This window comes from Pseudomonas sp. NPDC087185, assembly GCF_044744955.1.
Classification (GTDB): domain Bacteria; phylum Pseudomonadota; class Gammaproteobacteria; order Pseudomonadales; family Pseudomonadaceae; genus Aquipseudomonas.
Window position 1 is genome coordinate 214,103 of the sequence record NZ_JBIUZK010000004.1, and the last position, 19,499, is coordinate 233,601.

Here is a 19,499-nt window from a genome sequence, read left to right on the forward strand (position 1 = left end):
TGCTGGCACAGGGGATCCAATGTAGCGGCTGGGGCGGCAAAAGCAAAGTAGCCCTTGGCATCAACCCTTGTCGTTGGCCAATTGTGCCGGGGTAAAGTGACAGGTGAAGGTGCTGCCGTGCCCCGGCACGCTGCTGATTTCCAGGCGCCCGCGGTGGCGCATCAGTACATGCTTGACGATTGCCAACCCCAGCCCGGTCCCCCCGGTGTTGGAGGCGCGGCTGGAATCGACGCGGTAGAAGCGCTCGGTCAGGCGCGGCAGGTGCTTGGCATCGATGCCCACCCCCGAGTCCTGCACCGACAGGTGCGCGCCCTGTTCGTCGGCCCACCAGCGGATGCGGATGTTGCCTTGGTCCTGGGTGTACTTCACCGCGTTGAACACCAGGTTGGAAAAGGCGCTGCGCAGTTCCGACTCACTGCCCTTCAAACGCAGGCCAGGCGCGGCTTCCAGGGTGATGCGCTGGTTGCGCGGCCCGGACAGCGCCTGGGCGTCGTTCTTGATCGCGTTGAGCAGGGTGTCGACCATTACCGGTTGGTTGTCCGACGGGTAGTCGGTGGCTTCCAGCTTGGCCAGTAGCAGCAGGTCGTTGAGCAAGGTCTGCATCCGCGAACCTTGCTGGCTCATCTGCTGCAGCGCACGGCTCCAGCGCGGGTTCACGTCCTCGACGTTATCCAGCAGCGTTTCCAGGTAGCCGGTAATCACCGTCAAGGGCGTGCGCAGCTCATGCGAGACGTTGGCCACGAAGTCCTTGCGCATCTGTTCGAGCTGATGGATGCGGGTGACGTCGCGCACCAGCATCAGGTGCTCGTTGTTGCCGTAGCGGGTGAGGTGCAACTGCACGCGCAGGCGGTCATTGATCGGCGAGGGGATTTCCAGCGGTTCGGCGTAATTTTCCGACTCGAAGTATTCCTTGAAGCGCGGGTGGCGCACCAGGTTGGTGACCGGCTGGCCGCCATCCTGCGGGGTCTTGAAGCCCAACAGGGTTTCCGCGGCGCGGTTCCACCACTCCAGGTTGCCGTCGCTGTCTAGCATGATCACCGCGTCACGCAGGGCGGCGGTGGATTCCTGCACCCGGTCGATCACCGCCTGCAGGCGGCCGCGCACGCGCTGGTCGCGGCGCTGCAGGTGATAGATGCTGTCGAACACCTCGCCCCACAGGCCGTAGCCGTCGGGTGGTGCTTCGTCGGGCTGGTGGTTGCGCAGCCAGTCGTGCAGGCGCAGCAACTGTTTGAGGGTCCAACCCAGGTAAAACCCCAGGCCGATGGCCAGGCTCCAGCCGTAGTAGCCGCTGACCAGGCCGCCGATCAGGCAGACAGTGATCAGCAGCAGCAAGTGGCGAATCAGGGTCGCGTGCCAGTTCTGGTTCAATTGACGGTCCTTGTACAACAACGTGCAGCTAGACGCTTGGGTGCTCGATCAGCTCTTGGTCGAGAAGCGGTAGCCAGTGCCCCGGACGGTTTGTACCAGATTTTCGTAAGCTTCACCCAGCGCCTTGCGCAGGCGGCGGATGTGCACATCGACGGTGCGCTCCTCGACATAGACGTTGCCGCCCCAGACTTGGTCGAGCAACTGGCCGCGGGTATAGGCGCGTTCCTGGTGGGTCATGAAGAACTGCAGCAGGCGGTATTCGGTGGGGCCCATTTCGGCTGGCTTGCCGTCGATGGTCACGCGGTGGCTGATCGGGTCGAGCAGCAGGCCGCCGACTTCGATCGGTGCCTCGCTGTCGCTTGGGCCGGTGCGGCGCAGCACGGCCTTCAGGCGCGCCACCAGCTCGCGTGGCGAGAATGGCTTGGTGATGTAGTCGTCGGCACCGACTTCCAGGCCCTGGATCTTGTTGTCCTCTTCGCCCTTGGCGGTGAGCATGATGATCGGGATATCGCCGGTCAGCTCGTCGCGCTTGAGGCGGCGGGCCAGCTCGATGCCGGAGGTGCCGGGCAGCATCCAGTCGAGCAGGATCAGGTCGGGTTTGCGGTCGACGATGATCGCGTGAGCCTGCTGTGAATTCTCGGCTTCCAGGCAGTCATAGCCGGCCATTTCCAGGGCAACGGCGATCATCTCGCGAATCGGCGCTTCGTCGTCGACGATCAGAATGTTTCTGCCAACCATGCTCTCAACCTCTCCTGGAATATCGTGTCTGGCCCGCATTAGATAACGGAATTATTGCAGCTGTGTGACAGGGCGTTGGCCGTTCTGGCGACATTGCATGACTGGGCTAGGCTTCAAAAGGCCGCCGCGACGGCAACCTGAACTCATTCCACCCCGAATTTATGGTGATTCCAATGACACGACACACGCTGAGCTGGATGGCCCTTTTCGCTGCACTGGCGCTGCCCGGGGTAGCGTCTGCCCACCATGCGATGGAAAAGGACGGCATGTGGGTCGATCACAACGGCATGACGCTGTACACCTTCGACAAGGACGCTGGCGGCAAGTCGGTGTGCAATGGCGAGTGCGCTACCAACTGGCCGCCGCTGATGGTCAAGAAGGATGATGAAGCGCCCAAAGACAAATGGACGCATGTAACGCGCGATGATGGCTCGATGCAGTGGGCCTACGATGGCAAGCCGCTGTATACCTTCATCAAGGACAAGAAAGCCGGGGACAAGACCGGTGATGGCGTGAAGGATGTCTGGCATATCGCCAAGCCTTAGAACGCCAGATAACCTGTGGGAGCGGGCAAGCCCGCCCCCACAGGTTCAGCTGTAATCAGCGCAATGCGTAGTCCAGCACCACACCCATGAAAATCAGCAACCCCGCCCAGTGATTGTGCAGAAACGCCTTGAAGCACGACTCGCGGTCCAGCTTGCGCGTCGACCAGAACTCCCAGGCAAAGCACAGTGCCGCGCCCAGCAGCCCAAGGTGGAACCAGCCCCCCAGCTCGAAGCGGCTACCCGCCAGCAACAAGCAGCCCAGTGACAGCAGTTGCAGGGTCAGGATGATCACCCGATCGGCCTCGCCGAACAGGATAGCGGTCGATTTCACGCCGATTTTCAGGTCATCGTCACGGTCGACCATGGCGTAGTAGGTGTCATAGCCCACGGTCCACAGCAGGTTGGCGATGTACAGCAGCCAGGCAATGGCCGGCAGCTCGCCGCCGGCGGCGGTGAAGGCCATGGGAATACCCCAGGAATACGCCGCGCCCAGCACCACCTGCGGGTAATAGGTGTAGCGCTTCATGAACGGGTAGCAGAACGCCAGGGCCACCGCGCCGAACGACAGCCACACGGTCTGGCTGTTGGTGCACAGCACCAGCAGGAAGCTCACCGCCACCAGGAGGGCGAACAACGCCAGCGCCTCGCGCGGCTTGACCCGGCCACTGGCCAACGGGCGGTCAGCGGTGCGTTTGACGTGGCCATCGACCTTGCGGTCGGCGAAATCGTTGATGCAGCAACCCGCGGCGCGCATCAGCACCACGCCCAGGCCGAAGATCAGCACGTTGGCGAAGGTCGGCGAGCCGTGCCCGGCAATCCACACGGCTGACAAGGTCGGCCACAGCAGCAGGTAGATGCCGATCGGCCGGTCCATGCGGCTGAGCTGGACGAAGTCCCAGGCGCGCGGGTGCACACGGTTAAGCGACTTGAGCAGTTGCAGGTACATCAGCGGTTGTCCTCCTTGGCCGCGTGCCACAAGGCCGGCAGGAACACTTCGGCCACCAGCAGGTCGAGGCCGTCGCGCTCGAAGCGCGAACGCCGGCCCCATAAGCCCTCATGAGCCGCTTCGCCAGGCAGCCAGGCCTGTGGGTAAGTGCACACTTCGAGGGGGTGGCGGATGAACGCCTGGTCGCAGAACAGCAATTCGCCCAGCGAACGGCTACCCAGGCTTTCCAAGTCCAGGCCACCGCGTTCCAGCGCGGCGCGGCTGGCCACGCTGCGGGCGAACACCCACGGCTGGCCATGGCCACGCAGGTACACTTCGCGCACCCAGCCTTCGGCGCCCGGCGCGATGCCCAGGGCCAGGCATTCGTCATCACGCAGCGGCTGCCAGCCCTCGAACAGAGGGGTGACGCTGAAGTGATCGTGGGACAGGCGGGTCAGGCGGCGAGTCAGGGAACCTTCGTCGAACAGCCAGTCGAGAGTAGGCTGGTCGATAGGGGTCGCCAGCTGTGAATACGGCAGCCACGCGACAGCGGCTGCTTGCGGGGATTCGTACGACACGTCGGTATGCTTTGTTACAGCCAGAGAGGCGGCGAGCTTAGCATCATTGCCCCACTGCTTGCATAATGCCCGCGAAAGGGCGGTAAGCCCCAATAACAAAGCCCGGCCTGTAACGAGGAACCCGAACCGATGAAGAAGTGGCAATGTATTGTGTGTGGCCTGATCTATGACGAAGCCGAAGGCTGGCCGGACGATGGCATCGAGCCGGGCACCCGCTGGGAAGATGTGCCGCAAGACTGGCTGTGCCCCGACTGCGGCGTTGGCAAGAGTGACTTCGAAATGATCGCCATCGGCTGATCGCAACACCGTTCAAACAAGAGGAATGCACGACATGACGTCCCCCGTGGTCATCATCGGTACTGGCCTTGCCGGCTATAACCTGGCCCGCGAATTTCGCAAGCTCGATGGCGAGACGCCGCTGCTGCTGATTACCGCTGACGACGGCCGCTCCTATTCCAAACCCATGCTCTCCACCGGCTTCGCCAAACAGAAGGACGCCGACGGCCTGTGCATGGCTGAGCCGGGCGCCATGGCCGCGCAGCTGAAGGCCGAAATCCGCACGCATACCCGCATCAGCGGCATCGACCCGGGGCACAAGCGCCTGTGGGTCGGTGAGGAGGCGGTGGAGTACCGCGACCTGGTACTGGCCTGGGGCGCGCAGACCGTGCAGGTGCCGGTCGAAGGCGACGGTGCCGACCGTGTGTTCCCGATCAACGACCTGGAAGACTACGCGCGGTTCCGTGCCGCGGCGGCAGGCAAGCAACGGGTATTGATCCTTGGCGCCGGGTTGATCGGCTGCGAGTTCGCCAACGACATGAGCCTGGGCGGCTTCCAGGTCGAGGTGGTGGCACCGTGCGAACAGGTCATGCCGACCCTGCTGCACCCCGCCGCAGCGGCGGCCGTGCAGGCCGGGCTGCAAGGCCTGGGTGTGCGCTTTCACCTGGGCCCGGTGCTGACGCGCCTGGACTCGGTAGGCGAAGGGTTGGAGGCGCACCTGTCCGATGGCAGCGTCATCGCCTGTGACCTGGTGGTGTCGGCCATCGGCCTGCGCCCGCGCACTGACCTGGCTGCCGCCGCCGGCCTGCAAACCAATCGCGGCGTGGTCGTGGACCGCCAACTGCGCACCTCGCACGGCAATATCTTCGCGTTGGGCGATTGCGCCGAGGTCGAAGGCATCAACCTGCTTTACGTGATGCCGCTGATGGCGTGCGCGCGTGCCCTGGCCCAGACACTGGCCGGCAACCCCACCCACGTCAGCTATGGCCCGATGCCCATCACCGTGAAAACGCCGGCTTGCCCATTGGTGGTGTCGCCACCGCCCCAAGGCCGTGAAGGTAACTGGCAGGTAGAAGGGCAGGGCAGTGACCTGAAAGTGCTCTGCCACGCTGCCGACGGCCAGTTGTTGGGCTACGCCCTGACCGGCAGCGCAGTGATGGAAAAACTGGCGTTGAATCGGCAGCTCCCTGCGCTCATGGCATAAACAGAGGGCGTTCTGTCGGATTTACCCTGCTGTTGCCCGCACAATGGCCGTGCAGATACTGGCGCGGCCCCGATGAGCGTGCCATTCTCACTTCCGTCTGCCGCAGTTTAGAGCCTGCGGTGCCTTGAACGCTGCTGTCATGGCAGCACGGCAATAACAACAAGAAATCCCGTCAAAGAGGCTTCACTATGCGTAAACCAGAACTCGCCGCCGTCATCGCCGAAAAGGCCGATCTGACCAAGGAAAAGGCCAATCTTGTGCTGAACGCGATTCTCGACAGCATTACCGGTGCCCTGGACAAGGACACTGTCACCCTGGTCGGTTTCGGCACCTTTGAAAAACGCCATCGTGGTGCCCGCACCGGTAAAAATCCACAGACCGGTGAGCCGGTGAAGATCAAGGCCAGCAACACGGTTGCCTTCAAGCCAGGCAAGAACCTGCGCGACAGCGTCAACGTGCCCGCCAAGCCGGCCAAGAAGGGCAAGTGATCGACGCCTGAAACCCCTCAGCCTCTGTCCGAGCGGGCGCCTAAGGGCGCCCGCTGTGCTTTCTGCAGGTAACGTGCAGCGAAATTGCATAAATAGTTCAAGAAAAGGCTAAACTGCGCGCTTCAGTCATATTTCATTCGAGGCGCGTTGATGAAGTTTCGCTTTCTTCTCTGGGCCATGGGGCTGTTGATGGCCAGGGCCAGCCGCAACAACCCGGCTTTCCAGCAGCAGCTGAAAGACAAAGACCTGGTGTTCCAGATGCAGACCCTGGACGGCAAGGTTGCCCGGCACTTTACTGTCAGCGGCGAGCGCATCAGCAGCAAGGGTGGCAGCCACCCTCAGCCGGCCTTTGCCATTGCCTTCAAAGACGCCGCTTACGGTTTCGCCACGATGCAGGCGAGCAACAAGCAGCTGGCGTTCATGCAGGGCATTCAGGACAAGAGCATCCAGATCAAGGGTAATCCGGCGCTGGTGATGTGGTTCCAGGGGCTGATGAAGTACCTGAAACCCAAAAAGAAGAAAGGCTGATAGATCTCTGAAGCTGACACCTGACCTGTGGGAGCGGCTTTACCCGCGAATGCGGCAGTGAATCCACCGAGGCATTCGCGGGTGAACCCGCTCCCACAGGGCAGGGGGTTCAGTGAGGTGCGTTGAACTGCGAAGCCAGCTCGCGCAGCAGGCTTTCGGCCTCCAATACTTTGTTCACCACCTCTTCGGCCTTCTCGCGGGTAATCCCCAAACGCTCCAGCAACTCGTCAGGGATCGCTTCCTGCGGCCCCGAACCGATGCCGCGCGAACGCAGCAGGCGTGTCGCCAGGCACACCAGGTTGGGGTAGGCCGCGTACTTGCCGTCATACGCCGGGTCATGCTGGAAGCGCAGCGCGGTCTGCAGCTCTTCCGGCATGTCCCACAGGTTCATCAGCCAGGCACCGATCTGCTCGCGGCTGATGCCCAGCAGGTGCTGTTCGACATAGGTGTGGCACAGGTGCGGGTTGACCTCCAGATGGCGGCAGATCAACGAGAAGTGCGGCGGGAACACGTGCGCCAGCAGCAGGTAACCGAAGTTGTGCAGCAGCCCGGCCAGGTAGGTCAGGCCAGCCTCGGGGCGCTCCGCACGCGGCATGGCGCGGGTGAGGCCTTCGATGATCGCGGCGGTGTAGATCGATTGCTGCCAGTACGGCGTGGCCTGCTGCGGCTGGTCCTTGGGCAGGCTCAGGGTCTTGCCCAGCGCCAGTCCCAGGGCCAGGTTGATCACCAGGTCGAAGCCCAGCACGCGGACGATGGCATCTTCCACCGAACGGATCTTGCCGGGTGAGGCGTAGTAGGGCGAGGCGGCCCAGCTGACTACCTGTGCGGCGAGTGCCGGGTCGGTTTCGACCACGCCGGTGATGTCATCGATACTGGCGTTCGGGTCGACCCGCAGCTTGATGATCTTCTGCGCGGTGTCGGCCAGCGGAGGGATTTCGATGGTTTCTTCCAGGCGCTTCTGAATGCGCCGGGCAGTGAACGCCTGGACTGCCTGGGTGATCTCTTTGGAGTCGTCATCCGGGCGGTCGAGGTTGGGGCGGATTTCCCGGACCGGTTGGCCGAAGCTGCCAGCGCTGGCCTTTTTCAGCATGCGCTTGAAGTCTTCCTGCACGATTTCCAGCAACAGCCCGGCTTCGCCCGACTGGATCAGCAGCCGTTCGGCTTCGAGCAACTTGCCTTCATACAGGCAGGGCGAGCTGGTCAGGGCCGGGATGGCCGGCAGTGCCTTGAGCTGGTGCTTGTCGAGCATCTGCTTCAGGCGTGCCACCGGCACGGCCTTGAGCTTGCGGCCGGTCAGCTCTTCCAGGCGGTTGAGGTCGAGCAGTTTGCTCTGCGGGAACAGCACCATCAATGCGCCGATCTCGTCGTCGAGCAGGATCGCCTGCACCCGCGAGGCGGCTGGCAGTTGCGGGTGCTCTGGCACCTCGCGGTAGGCTACGCCCAGTTTTTCGAGCAACAGCCGGATGACAGACGGTGCGCGTGGGGTTGCGGTGTCCAGGGCAGCTTCAGTCATGGTCCGTATCCACTGATTCTTTTAAACGCGAAGTATAACCAGTCTGGTCGCAAAGCTGGATCCATTCTGGTACTGGCGTCACACTTGGCCATATTGCTGGCCGTGGCGCAGCCAACGATCGAGTAGCGGGCTGACATGTTCCGGCCAGCGGGCGATCAACGCCTGGGCGGCATCGCGCACGGCTGGCAACAGGTCGGCATCACGCATGAGGTCGGCGACCTTGAATTGCAGCAGGCCGGTCTGGCGGGTGCCAAGCATCTCACCAGGGCCGCGCAGCTCAAGGTCCTTTTCGGCGATGATGAAGCCGTCGTTGGTTTCACGCATGATCCCCAGGCGTTCGCGGCCGATTTGCGACAAAGGCGGATGATACAGCAGCACGCAGTGGCTCACCGCGCTGCCCCGGCCAACCCGGCCGCGCAGCTGGTGCAACTGGGCCAGGCCCAGGCGCTCGGGGTTTTCGATGATCATCAGGCTGGCATTGGGCACGTCCACACCCACCTCGATCACCGTGGTGGCAACCAGCAGTTGCAGGTTGCCTTGCTTGAACTCGGCCATCACCGCAGCCTTTTCCGCAGGCTTCATGCGCCCGTGGATCAGGCCCACGCGCAACTCGCCCAAGGCGCTGCCAAGCTCTTCATAGGTGCTTTCGGCGGCCTGGCAGGTGAGCTCTTCGGATTCCTCGATCAGGGTACACACCCAGTAGGCCTGGCGCCCCTCGGCACACGCTGCGCGCACCCGCTCGACCACTTCGAAGCGGCGGCTGTCGACCACCAGCACGGTGTTCACCGGCGTACGCCCTGGCGGCAGTTCGTCGAGCACCGAGGTGTCGAGGTCGGCGTAGGCGCTCATGGCCAGGGTCCGCGGGATTGGCGTGGCGGTCATGATCAGCTGGTGCGGGCACAGTTCGCCGGCGACACCCTTCTTGCGCAGGGCCAGGCGTTGCTGCACGCCGAAACGGTGCTGCTCGTCGATGATCGCCAGGGCCAGGTGCTTGAACTGCACTTCGTCCTGGAACAGTGCGTGGGTGCCGACCACCATCGGTGCGCCGTTGGCGATCTGCTCCAGGGCGCTGGCGCGGGCCTTGCCCTTGAGCTTGCCGGCCAGCCAGGCGACTTCCAGGCCCAGCGGTTCGAGCCAGCGCTTGAAGGTGATGTAGTGCTGCTCGGCGAGGATCTCGGTGGGTGCCATCAGGGCGACCTGGTACCCGGCTTCCAGCGCCTGCAGCGCGGCCAGGGCGGCTACCACGGTCTTGCCGGCACCGACATCGCCTTGTACCAGGCGCAGCATCGGCTCGTGCTGGCTGAGGTCGTAGGCGATCTCATTGGCCACACGCTGTTGGGCGCCGGTCGGCTTGAAGCCCAGGTTGGCCAGGTATTGCGCCTGCAGGCGCTGGGCCTTGGGCAAAACGGGGGCGCGCAGACTGCGCAGGCTCTCACGCAGGCGCTGCTGCGACAGCTGGTGAGTCAGCAGCTCTTCGAACGCCAGGCGATGCTGGGCCCAGTGCTGCCCCTCGGCCAGTTCATCGAGGTCGGCATCGGCCGGCGGGTTGTGCAGGTAGCGGATAGCGTCGTCCAGCGGCGCCAGGTGATAGTCCCGAGCCAGTTCGTCCGGCAGCCAGTCCGGCAGGCTGCGCGGGCCAAGCATGCCCAGGCTCTGCTGGCAGAGCAGGCGCAGGCGCTGCTGGGTGAGGCCTTCGGTGGACGGGTAGATTGGCGTCAGGGTCTGCTCGACCGGGGGCGGCGGCTCGTCGCCATTCAGCGCGCGGTACTCCGGGTGGTAGATTTCCAGGCCCGACGCGCCAGGGCGAGCTTCGCCGTAGCAGCGCAGGTGGGTGCCGCGCTTGAGGCCTTCCTTCTGCGCATTGCTGAAATGGTAGAAGCGCAGGCTGAGCACGCCGCTGCCATCACCCAGGCGGACCACCAGGCTGCGCCGCTTGCCCATGGTCACATCGGCGCCACTGACCACCCCTTCGATCACTGCATCCTGGCCTGGGCGCAAGGCGCCGATGGGCACCACGCGGGTGCGGTCCTGGTAGCGCAGGGGCAGGTGGAACAGCACGTCCTGCAGGTTTTCCAGGCCGACCTTGGCGAGTTTTTCCGCCATGGCTTCGCCGACGCCCTTGAGCGCGGTGACCGAGACCTTCGACAACTCAGTCATGACTCAGGCCGGTTGTTCCACAGCGGGCTTGGCGACCGAACAGAGACGGATCGAGTCGGCAAGGATCTCGATAGCCTTCGGCCGCGGGAAGCTGGCGCGCCAGGCGATGGCGACGGTACGGAACGGTGCCGGCGCGGTAAGCGGACGCACTTCGATGACCCCCGGCGCGTAATGGTGGCTGTGCACCGCCGACAGCGGCAGGATCGACACGCCAAGGCCCGAGGCGACCATGTGGCGAATAGTTTCCAATGAGCTGGACTCGACCGTGGTGTGCTTGGCACCTTCGCCGCCTTTGTTCAGCGTCGGGCAGGCTTCCAGGACCTGGTCACGGAAGCAGTGGCCCTCGCCGAGCAACAGCAGGCTCTTGTCGTTGAGCATGGCGGTGTCGATGGTCTTCTTCGCCGTCCACGGGTGGTCGGCGGGCATCAGGGCACAGAATGGCTCATCGTACAGCGGCAGGGTCAGCACGTCGGCTTCGTTGAACGGCAGGGCGATGATCACCGCGTCCAGTTCGCCGTTGCGCAGTTTTTCGCGCAGCACGTGGGTGAAGTTTTCTTCGATGTACAGCGGCATCTGCGGCGCCACGCGGTGCAGCTGCGGGATCAGGTGCGGGAACAGGTAAGGGCCGACGGTATAGATGGCGCCGACCTTGAGCGGGGCGGTCAGCTGGTTTTTGCCTGCCTGGGCCAGCTCGCGGATACCCTGGGCCTGCTCCAGCACCTTCTGCGCCTGGGCCACGATGCTTTCGCCGACCGGGGTCAGGCGCACCGCGCTCTTGCTGCGCTCGAAGATCAGCACGCCAAGCTCGTCCTCAAGCTTCTTCACACCGACGGACAGGGTCGGCTGGCTGACGTGGCAACGCTCGGCGGCGTGGCCGAAGTGCTGCTCCTGGGCGAGGGTGACGATGTAGCGTAATTCTGTGAGGGTCATAACGTGCGTCCATGAAGTTGCGAGCCCAGCATAGCGGCTGCAATCGATAGACGCACGTTATCAGACTTGCCTATTTGTGACAGAAACAAAAGTATCAGCGACGGTCCAGCGAGTAGACGAACGGTGCCACTACTTCGATCGTGCCATTGTTCAGCAACTCCGCTGGCGGCTTGGGTACGGTACCGGCCCGGCGGATCATTTCCAGGGTTGCCCGGTCCAGTGCTGCGCTACCGGAACCGCCGGCCATCGAGTACGAAACCACCTTGCCTTCGGCGTCGACCACGAAACGCAGGCGGTTGATGCCCTGCAGGCCGCGACGGCGCGCGTCTTCCGGGTAGCGCTTGTACTTCGCCAGGTGGCGCAGCAGGTCGCTTTGCCAGGTCGGCAACGCTTGGCTGTTGGAGGCGATGCTCGGTGCCGGTGCCGCCGACTTCTGCGGTGGCGTGTTGCTTGGCGGCGTATCGACCACTTGTTCCTTGGCCGGTGGCTCATCCTTCGGCGGCTCAGGCTTCTTCTCAGGCTTTGGCGGTTGAGGCTTGGGCTTCGGCTTGGGCGGCTTGGCGATGGCGATCTTCGGTTTCGGCGCCTCGACCAGCTTGGGCAGCGGCGGTTCTTCAACCTCTGCCGGCGGCTGTGGGGCAGCCTTGGGTGGTGGCGGCGGTGCGGGCTCGGGCAGCGGTGCCAACTCGACCATCATGGCTGCCGGGGGCAGCTCGATGGCCTGGGGCACCGACCAGTTGAGCGTCAGCAGCACAGCGACCACGTGCACGCCCAGCACGATCGCCAGGCTGCCGCCGTAGCGCGCCATGTTTGAGCGCGTTTTCGTCATTTCTTGGCTGCCGTCTCGAGACCTACCAGACCGACCTTGAGGTAGCCGGCCGCGCGCATGTTGTTCATTACTTCCATCAGGTCACCGTAATCCACGCCTTTGTCGGCCTGGAAGAAGATGGTGGTTTCCTTGTCACCCTTGGTCTTGGCGTCGAGCATCGGGCCAAGGCGGTCGGGGGCAGGTACCTGATCGTCGCCGACGTACAGCTTCTGGTCGGCCTTGACGCTGACGAACACCGGTTTTTCGGGCCGGGGCGCCGGTTTGGCGGTCGAGGCCGGCAGGTCGACCTTGATGTCGACGGTGGCCAGAGGCGCGGCAACCATGAAGATGATGAGCAGTACCAGCATCACGTCGATGAACGGCGTGACGTTGATTTCGTGGTTTTCGGCGAGGTCGTCGCCACCTTCGTTGAGATGCAGGCCCATGGCTTACCCCACTTTCACCATGTGCGGGGCGGCGCGCTCGCTGCCCTGGTGGTCGAGGTCACGGCTGACCAGCAGCAGGACCTGCGCCGATGCGTCGGACACCTGTGCCTTGTAACCGGCGATGGAGCGGGCGAAGACGTTGTAGATGACCACGGCCGGGATTGCCGCGACCAGGCCCAGGGCGGTGGCCAGCAAGGCTTCGGCGATACCTGGAGCAACGACAGCCAGGTTGGTGGTCTGGGTCTTGGCGATGCCGATGAAGCTGTTCATGATGCCCCACACGGTACCGAACAGGCCGACGAACGGCGCGGTGGAACCGATGGTGGCGAGAACGCCGGTGCCGTTGCTCATGTTGCGGCCGCTGGCGTGCACCAGGCGCTCCAGGCGGAAGCTCACGCGCTCCTTGATGCCTTCTTTTTCGCGGGCGTTGGCCGACAGGCGCATCTCTTCGAGGGCATCGTGCACCAGGGTGTGGGCCAGGGTGCCTTCCTTGTTGGAGACATCGCTGGCTTCTTTAAGGCTCGCGGACTTTTTCAGCTGGGCGATCTCGCCACGCAGGCGACGCTTGGCGCCCATCAGCTCGAAGCCTTTGGCGATCCAGATGGTCCAAGTGATGATGGAGGCGATGGCCAGGCCGATCATGACGATCTTCACAACGATGTCGGCGTTCTTGTACATGCCCCATGGCGACAGGTCGTGCGCCATGCCCAGCGAGGTGTCTTCGACCAGCGCTTCGACGCTTGGGTCTGCAGCTGCAGGTGCGTCAACCGGCGTGGCGACTTGACCGCCGGCGGCAGGTGCCTGGCCTTCCGCGGCCGGGGCAGCCGGGGCGGTTGCCGCAGCGGGGGTACTGGCGTTGGCGGTCGGCTCATCGGCCATGGCCACCGGGGCCAGCACCAGGCTGAACATCAGCGCGGCGATGGCGCGCCAGGCACGCGACGGGGTTGGCGAAGCGGAAGGTTGAGTACGTGTCATGCTGGCCGGACCTGATGAAGAAAAAGTGAATGTTCTCCAAGGCCTCGAGATAGGCCGAGAACAGATAGGGGTGCCATTATTGCAAGTAATTCTTGTTAACAAAAGTAATCTTGTTGCTTTTTTCGCCTGTGGCCTAGCCGACTATCGTGTAATCCGGCTAGCCTGAACCTTTGGTCTAGGGAGTTTTGTGATGTCAGACCTTTGCGCAATGATCGTGGGTTGTGGCGATGTCGGCGGCCGACTGGCCCGCCAGCTGCTGGCCCGTGGCTGGCAAGTCAGCGGCCTGCGCCGCTCGGTCGAACAGCTTCCGCGAGGGGTTTTGCCGGTCGCTGCCGACCTCGCCGACCCTGCCATGCCGCATGCCTGGCCGCAGCGCGCGCCGGATTACCTGGTGTACTGCGTAGCCGCCAGCCAACATGATGAGGCTGGTTACCAGTCTGCTTACGTCGAGGGTTTGCGTCATGTGCTGGCGTGGCTGGCCAAGCGTGGCCAGCACCCACGACGCTTGTTGTTCGTATCGAGCAGCAGCGTGTTTGCGCAAAAAGATGGGCAGTGGGTCGATGAGGCAGCGCCTACCGAACCGGAAGGCTATTCGGGGCGTGTCATGCTCCAAGCCGAACGCTTGGCGCTAGCCAGCGGTATGCCTGCCAGCGTGGTGCGCTTGACCGGCATTTATGGGCCGGGGCGTGAGTGGCTGCTCAGCCAGGTACGCCAAGGCTACCGGGTGGCCGAAGAGCCGCCGCTGTACGGCAACCGTATTCATGCCGAGGATGCTGCAAGCCTGCTGGCTTTCCTGCTACAAGCCGACGCCGACGGCGTGGCGCTGGACGATTGCTATATCGGTGTGGATGACGACCCGGCGCCGCTGGCCGATGTGGTGGCCTGGCTGCGGGCGTATATGGGCGTTACCGGATGGTCCGATGAGCAGCGGGTGCGCCGCACCGGCAGCAAGCGCTGCAGCAATGCCCGGGTGCGGGCATTGGGCTGGGTGCCGCAGTATGCTAGTTACAAAGAAGGGTACGCGGCCATCCTGAAAGGCGAAGGCTGAAACCTGCTGTGTGCCTGCTGGCGCTATTGCCGGCAAATTGGCTCCCACTCTGGGCAGTGTCAGGCCTCAGGCCCGCACTGTAACTGTGGGAGCCGACTTGCCGGCGATGAGGCCTGTGAAGTCAGGCGGGGCTTGAGTCAGTCCTTCTCCAGCACCCACTGTCGAGCACCGGCTGCCAGTTCAGGCATCTCATCCGGCTGCGCACGGTTCACCGCCTGGAAAATCTCCAGCTTGTCGTCGTCGCGCTTGAAGATGAACGGCGCGCCGCGCTGGTTGCGCTCCAGCCACAGGCTGTCGTTGCTGCCGCCCATGCTGGCGCAGTCGCCCGCCAGGCACAGGGCATAGCGGTCCGGGCCGGGCAGGCCGGTCACGCCGCCGTTGTCGGCGAAACGCACCACGCTACCTTTGCCTTCCCCTTCGACGATCTTCCACTCACCACCCAGGTACGCCTGGTACAGCGCCTTTTCGAAGCTGCCGCCCAGCGGCGTATTGCCTGGCTGCTTGCTGCGCACGAAGGTCTGCTCGGTACCGGAAGCGTCGCTGGCTTTCAGGGCGTTGCCATCCAGCGCCAGCAATTCGGTCTGGCCACCCTGGAAGCTGGCCTGCCATTGCTTGTCGCTGGCGCTCAATTGGCCATCAGCGGCCTCGAAACCATTGCTGTAGCTGGCCCGCTGGTTGGCCACGTCGAGTTTCCACTCGAACACCGGGCCGTGTTCGTTCAGGGCTTGGCGCAGGCTGCCACCTTTGACGGCGGCGTTGATGGCGTCCTGGTTGATCCAGGTGCCGTTGAAATCTTCAGGTTTGTGGCTGGCGCAGCCGCTCAGAAGCAGGGCTGCCAGCGCGAGAGGCAGTGCTTGACGCATGGTGGGGTAACCTTGAACAGGAGGGTGACGGGCAGGGCGCCCGTCACCTGCGGCATCACTCGATGACCAGGATGGCGTCCATTTCGACCTGGGCGCCTTTCGGCAGCGCGGCAACGCCAATGGCGGCGCGGGCTGGGTACGGCTGCTCGAAGTAGCGGCCCATCACCTCGTTGACCTTGGCGAAGTGGCTCAGGTCGGTGAGGAAGATGTTCAGCTTGACGATGTCCTTGAACGAACCGCCAGCGGCTTCGGCAACCGATTTGAGGTTCTCGAACACCTGCACGGTCTGGGCTTCGAAGCCTTCGACCAGCTCCATGGTCTTCGGGTCCAGCGGGATCTGGCCCGACATGTACACGGTGTTGCCGGCCTTGATCGCCTGAGAGTAGGTGCCGATAGCGGCAGGGGCCTTGTCGCTGTTGATGACGGTCTTGCTCATGATGACTCCTTGCGGTTGGCGGACTACGTACGCATGCGGGTGATGCGGACCACGCCGGTCAGCGTACGCAGCTTCTTGATCACACGAGCCAGGTGCACGCGGTCGTGCACGCTGACCACCAGTTGGACAACGCTGATGCGGCCGTCGCGTTCATCCATGCTGATCTTCTCGATATTGCCGTCGGCGGCGTTGACGCTGCTGGCCAGCAGGGCGATCAGGCCACGCTGGTGTTCCAGCTCGACACGCAACTCGACATTGAATTCGCCGGTGATGTCCTTGGCCCACGAGAGCTGCACGCATTTCTCGGGGTTGTGGCGGATTTCACTGATGTTGCGGCAGTTCTCCAGGTGCACGACCATGCCCTTGCCCGCCGACAGGTGGCCGACGATCGGGTCGCCCGGGATCGGCGTGCAGCACTTGGCGTAGCTGAGTACCAGGCCTTCGGTACCGCGGATCGCCAGCGGGCCTTCCGGCGCCGGCAGCTGTTCGCCTTCGGCCGACAGCAGGCGACGGGCGACCACATAGGCCATGCGGTTGCCCAGGCCGATGTCTTCGAGCAGGTCTTCGATCAGCTCCAGGCGGTATTCGGCGAGGATCGCGTTGATGCGTTCCTGGGGGATCTTCTCCAGGCTGCTGTCGAAGCCGGTCAGCACCTTGTTCAGCAGACGCTCGCCAAGGCTGATCGACTCGGAGCGACGCTGCTGCTTGAGGGCGTGACGGATGTGCGTGCGCGCCTTGCCGGTGACCACGAAGTTGAGCCAGGCCGGGTTCGGCCGTGCGCCCGGGGCGCTGACGATCTCGACCGTCGAGCCGCTCTGCAGCGGCTCGGACAGCGGCGCCAGGCGGCGGTTGATGCGGCAGGCGATGCAGCTGTTGCCGACATCGGTGTGCACCGCGTAGGCAAAGTCGACGGCGGTGGAGCCTTTGGGCAGCTCCATGATCCGGCCTTTGGGCGTGAACACGTAGACCTCGTCCGGGAACAGGTCGATCTTCACGCTCTCGATGAATTCCAGCGAGTTGCCGGCACGCTGCTGCAGTTCGAGGATGCCCTTGACCCACTGGCGTGCACGGGCGTGGCTGCCTTTGGGCTGCTCATCGTCGTTGGACTTGTACAGCCAGTGCGCAGCGATGCCGTTGTTGGCCATCTCTTCCATCTCGCGGGTGCGGATCTGGATTTCGATGGGCACGCCATGCATGCCGAACAGGGTAGTGTGCAGCGACTGGTAGCCGTTGGCCTTGGGGATCGCGATGTAATCCTTGAAGCGCCCGGGCAGCGGCTTGTACAGGTTGTGCACGGCGCCGAGCACGCGGTAGCAGGTGTCGACCTTGTCGACGATGATGCGGAACGCGTACACGTCCATGATCTCGGTGAAGGCGCGGCGCTTGCCGCGCATCTTCTTGTAGATGCCATAGAGGTGTTTCTGCCGGCCGCTGACCTCGCCCTGGATGCCGTCGGCGGCCAGGCAGTTGGCCAGCGAGTGCTCGATCTTGGCGACGATCTCTTTGCGGTTGCCGCGTGCGCTCTTGACCGCCCGGTGGATCAGCGACGAGCGCATCGGGTGCATGGCCTTGAAGCCGAGGTCTTCGAATTCCACGCGCACGGTGTGCATGCCCAGGCGGTTGGCGATGGGCGCGTAGATTTCGAGGGTTTCCTTGGCGATGCGCCGGCGTTTTTCGCCAGACAGCACTTCCAGGGTGCGCATGTTGTGCAGGCGGTCAGCCAGCTTGACCAGGATCACGCGGATATCGCGAGCCATGGCCATGGCCATTTTCTGGAAGTTCTCGGCTTGCGCCTCGGCCTTGGTCTCGAAGTTCATCTGGGTCAGCTTGCTGACCCCATCGACCAGCTCGGCCACCGTCTCGCCAAACTGCTGGCTGAGGGCTTCCTTGGCAATGCCGGTGTCTTCGATCACGTCGTGCAGCATGGCGGCCATCAAGCTTTGATGGTCCATGTGCATGTCGGCGAGGATGCTGGCAACGGCCAGTGGATGGGTCACGTAGGGCTCGCCGCTGCGGCGGCGTTGCCCGTCGTGTGCCTGTTCGGCGTAGAAATAGGCCCGGCGAACCAGGTTGACCTGTTCGGGGCCCAAGTAGGTCGACAGCCGTTCGGCTAAGGCTTCTATGCCCGGCATGGTTTCACCTCTTGCCGAGGAAGAGGGCCTTGTGCCGCGCGACGTCGACCAGGCATGGCTTAGACAGCCTCGTTGGACTCGTCCTCGAACGCGGCGAAGACCGGATCCTCGGTGACGATCTCTTCAGCAGCGATGAATTCGTTGGTGACGATGCCTTCGGCGATTTCGCGCAGGGCAACGACGGTCGGTTTGTCGTTTTCCCACGCTACGCGCGGCTCTTTGCCGCCGGTAGCCAGCTGACGGGCGCGCTTGGTCGAGAGCATGACCAGCTCAAAACGGTTATCCACGTGTTCCAGGCAGTCTTCAACAGTTACGCGGGCCATGGTCTTCCTCAGTAGCAAATGCGATGGGCGTGCAGCCCAATATGGGCAGGCGGACTCGATAGTTTAAAAAATCACCAGCCAATAGGGAAGCGATGTTTTGCCGAGTGGTTGCCTGATACGCCTGCGCCGCACCCTGTGGCAGCGGGCTTGCCCGCGAAAGCGCCGGAACAGACATGTCCCTCTTGTATCTCACAACATCGCGCCACGCAACCGTGGGGTCAGTTCCTCGAACAAAGTTTGCACCGAACGCAGCGCCCGACAGTCCGGCCGGGTCAGCAGCCACAATTGGGTATCACACCCCGCCAGCGGCCCGCTCAGCGCATCGACGCCGGGCAGGGCGTGGACCATGTAGTCGGGCAGCGCCGCCACACCCAGCCCGGTGCTTACCAGCTGCGCAATGGTCGACATGCTGCTGCACTGGTAACGCGGGCTCAGCCCGGGGTATTGCTGGTTGCGCCAGACCACCGTGGGGTGGTCCTGCATCGAGTCGTCGGGGGCGATCCACGGCACGCTGTTGTGCCTCTCGGCCAGGCGTTCGCGCCACTGCGGTTGGCCGCAAATCACGTAGGAGGTGGAGCCCAGGCAGCGCCCGACCAGGTGCTCCGGCGGGGTGTTGGTCAGCCGCAGGGCGATGTCGGCATCGCGCCGGCTGAGGTTGGCGAAGGTGTTGGAGGTGCCCATTTCCAGCGACAGCGCCGGGTAGTTGGGCATGAACTCGGCCAGCGCCGGCAGCAGCAAGCTGTGCATCACCGCCTCGGTACATGTCAGGCGCACGGTGCCGCTGACCACCTGCTCGCCACTGGTCATGGCGATGCGCGCGGCATCCAGCGCCTGCTCGGCGCGCTCGGCCTGTTCGGCCAGGGCCTGGGCGGTGTCGGTCGGCAGGTAGCCTTTGCGGCTCTTGACGAACAGCGCGGTGCCGAGCGCCGATTCCAGCCGGCGAATGGATCGAAACACGGTCGAAACGTCGACCTTGAGCAACTCGGCGGCCTTGGCCAGCGAGCGACCGCGCTCCAGGGCCAGGACCAGGGAGAGGTCGGCGTGGGTAATCTGATATTGCATTGGTGCACGCTCTGCTTGCCGAAATGCCAATGTCTGTTGCGTTGAGGCCATTTTATAGTGGAACCGCCCCTGGGAATCAATGCGCCTGGTCGGGCAACCAATCCCCACGATGGGAAAGTGAAAAAAACAACAGCTGCAACCATCGTCGCCCGTGAG

21 protein-coding genes are annotated in these 19,499 nt (G+C 63.7%); 6 read left to right on the forward strand and 15 right to left on the reverse strand.

All coding sequences use genetic code 11. The annotated features are described in order from the left end of the window. Positions 1 to 60 precede the first annotated feature (60 nt). Complete coding sequence (phoR, locus tag ACIPIJ_RS15555; protein ID WP_401077961.1) at positions 61 to 1,368, reverse strand: phosphate regulon sensor histidine kinase PhoR; 1,308 nt, start codon at positions 1,366 to 1,368, stop codon at positions 61 to 63. A 48-nt stretch (positions 1,369 to 1,416) separates the two neighbouring features. Then, positions 1,417 to 2,106 (reverse strand): phosphate regulon transcriptional regulator PhoB, encoded by a 690-nt coding sequence (phoB, locus tag ACIPIJ_RS15560; protein ID WP_003253341.1) that lies wholly within the window; start codon positions 2,104 to 2,106, stop codon positions 1,417 to 1,419. Positions 2,107 to 2,279: 173 nt separating this feature from the next. Between phoB and ACIPIJ_RS15565 the strand changes: the two genes are divergently transcribed. Next, on the forward strand, positions 2,280 to 2,651 hold the full coding sequence (locus ACIPIJ_RS15565; RefSeq protein WP_401077963.1) for a hypothetical protein: 372 nt from the start codon (positions 2,280 to 2,282) through the stop codon (positions 2,649 to 2,651). A 55-nt stretch (positions 2,652 to 2,706) separates the two neighbouring features. Here ACIPIJ_RS15565 and ubiA read toward each other — a convergent pair whose 3' ends face one another. Together ubiA and ACIPIJ_RS15575 are read right to left on the reverse strand one after the other, a co-directional pair. Then, complete coding sequence (gene ubiA / locus ACIPIJ_RS15570) at positions 2,707 to 3,597, reverse strand: 4-hydroxybenzoate octaprenyltransferase (protein ID WP_401077966.1); 891 nt, start codon at positions 3,595 to 3,597, stop codon at positions 2,707 to 2,709. Then, a complete protein-coding gene (locus tag ACIPIJ_RS15575) occupies positions 3,597 to 4,154 on the reverse strand; it encodes a chorismate--pyruvate lyase family protein (protein ID WP_401077969.1) in 558 nt (185 codons plus the stop codon). Before ACIPIJ_RS15575 ends, ubiA begins: the two co-directional genes overlap by 1 nt. Positions 4,155 to 4,283: 129 nt before the next feature. Between ACIPIJ_RS15575 and ACIPIJ_RS15580 the strand changes: the two genes are divergently transcribed. From ACIPIJ_RS15580 to ACIPIJ_RS15595, 4 genes are all read left to right on the forward strand, one after another. Then, positions 4,284 to 4,451 carry a rubredoxin gene (locus tag ACIPIJ_RS15580; RefSeq protein WP_274097477.1) on the forward strand — a complete coding sequence of 56 codons (168 nt, stop codon included), beginning with the start codon at positions 4,284 to 4,286 and terminating at the stop codon, positions 4,449 to 4,451. A gap of 34 nt (positions 4,452 to 4,485) precedes the next feature. Beyond that, positions 4,486 to 5,634 carry an NAD(P)/FAD-dependent oxidoreductase gene (locus ACIPIJ_RS15585; RefSeq protein WP_401077971.1) on the forward strand — a complete coding sequence of 383 codons (1,149 nt, stop codon included), beginning with the start codon at positions 4,486 to 4,488 and terminating at the stop codon, positions 5,632 to 5,634. A 188-nt stretch (positions 5,635 to 5,822) separates the two neighbouring features. After that, entirely contained in the window at positions 5,823 to 6,122 is a 300-nt protein-coding gene (locus ACIPIJ_RS15590; RefSeq protein WP_401077973.1) for an HU family DNA-binding protein, read from the forward strand. A gap of 150 nt (positions 6,123 to 6,272) precedes the next feature. Beyond that, entirely contained in the window at positions 6,273 to 6,650 is a 378-nt protein-coding gene (locus ACIPIJ_RS15595; RefSeq protein WP_401077975.1) for a helicase, read from the forward strand. Between the two features lie 109 nt (positions 6,651 to 6,759). Here ACIPIJ_RS15595 and ACIPIJ_RS15600 read toward each other — a convergent pair whose 3' ends face one another. The 6 genes from ACIPIJ_RS15600 to exbB form a co-directional block, all read right to left on the reverse strand. Then, positions 6,760 to 8,163: an HDOD domain-containing protein gene (locus ACIPIJ_RS15600; protein ID WP_401077978.1), complete on the reverse strand. Its 1,404-nt coding sequence runs from the start codon at positions 8,161 to 8,163 to the stop codon at positions 6,760 to 6,762. 78 nt (positions 8,164 to 8,241) lie between these two features. Next, positions 8,242 to 10,320, reverse strand: a complete 2,079-nt coding sequence (gene recG, locus ACIPIJ_RS15605; protein ID WP_401077981.1) for an ATP-dependent DNA helicase RecG — start codon at positions 10,318 to 10,320, stop codon at positions 8,242 to 8,244. A 3-nt stretch (positions 10,321 to 10,323) separates the two neighbouring features. Beyond that, a complete protein-coding gene (locus ACIPIJ_RS15610; RefSeq protein ID WP_012312115.1) occupies positions 10,324 to 11,250 on the reverse strand; it encodes a hydrogen peroxide-inducible genes activator in 927 nt (308 codons plus the stop codon). A 94-nt stretch (positions 11,251 to 11,344) separates the two neighbouring features. Next, entirely contained in the window at positions 11,345 to 12,079 is a 735-nt protein-coding gene (locus ACIPIJ_RS15615; RefSeq protein ID WP_401077984.1) for an energy transducer TonB, read from the reverse strand. After that, positions 12,076 to 12,504 (reverse strand): TonB system transport protein ExbD, encoded by a 429-nt coding sequence (gene exbD / locus ACIPIJ_RS15620; protein ID WP_028632883.1) that lies wholly within the window; start codon positions 12,502 to 12,504, stop codon positions 12,076 to 12,078. Before exbD ends, ACIPIJ_RS15615 begins: the two co-directional genes overlap by 4 nt. 3 nt (positions 12,505 to 12,507) lie before the next feature. Beyond that, the gene (gene exbB, locus ACIPIJ_RS15625) at positions 12,508 to 13,479 is read right to left on the reverse strand and encodes a tonB-system energizer ExbB (protein WP_401077986.1); all 972 of its coding nucleotides are present in this window, start codon (positions 13,477 to 13,479) and stop codon (positions 12,508 to 12,510) included. Positions 13,480 to 13,669: 190 nt separating this feature from the next. On the opposite strand from exbB, the gene ACIPIJ_RS15630 reads away from it, so the two are divergent. Then, entirely contained in the window at positions 13,670 to 14,527 is an 858-nt protein-coding gene (locus ACIPIJ_RS15630; protein ID WP_401077989.1) for an SDR family oxidoreductase, read from the forward strand. Between the two features lie 137 nt (positions 14,528 to 14,664). Here ACIPIJ_RS15630 and ACIPIJ_RS15635 read toward each other — a convergent pair whose 3' ends face one another. The 5 genes from ACIPIJ_RS15635 to ACIPIJ_RS15655 all read right to left on the reverse strand — a co-directional run bounded on the left by ACIPIJ_RS15635 (position 14,665) and on the right by ACIPIJ_RS15655 (position 19,343). Continuing rightward, complete coding sequence (locus ACIPIJ_RS15635) at positions 14,665 to 15,390, reverse strand: hypothetical protein (RefSeq protein WP_401077991.1); 726 nt, start codon at positions 15,388 to 15,390, stop codon at positions 14,665 to 14,667. 55 nt (positions 15,391 to 15,445) lie between these two features. Beyond that, a complete protein-coding gene (locus tag ACIPIJ_RS15640; protein ID WP_043199829.1) occupies positions 15,446 to 15,826 on the reverse strand; it encodes a RidA family protein in 381 nt (126 codons plus the stop codon). A 23-nt stretch (positions 15,827 to 15,849) separates the two neighbouring features. Then, positions 15,850 to 17,958 (reverse strand): bifunctional GTP diphosphokinase/guanosine-3',5'-bis pyrophosphate 3'-pyrophosphohydrolase, encoded by a 2,109-nt coding sequence (spoT, locus tag ACIPIJ_RS15645; protein ID WP_401077994.1) that lies wholly within the window; start codon positions 17,956 to 17,958, stop codon positions 15,850 to 15,852. A gap of 59 nt (positions 17,959 to 18,017) precedes the next feature. Further along, entirely contained in the window at positions 18,018 to 18,281 is a 264-nt protein-coding gene (gene rpoZ / locus ACIPIJ_RS15650) for a DNA-directed RNA polymerase subunit omega (RefSeq protein WP_012312123.1), read from the reverse strand. A gap of 189 nt (positions 18,282 to 18,470) precedes the next feature. Further along, positions 18,471 to 19,343, reverse strand: coding sequence for a LysR family transcriptional regulator (locus tag ACIPIJ_RS15655; RefSeq protein WP_401077997.1), 873 nt, complete (start codon positions 19,341 to 19,343; stop codon positions 18,471 to 18,473). Positions 19,344 to 19,499: the final 156 nt, after the last annotated feature.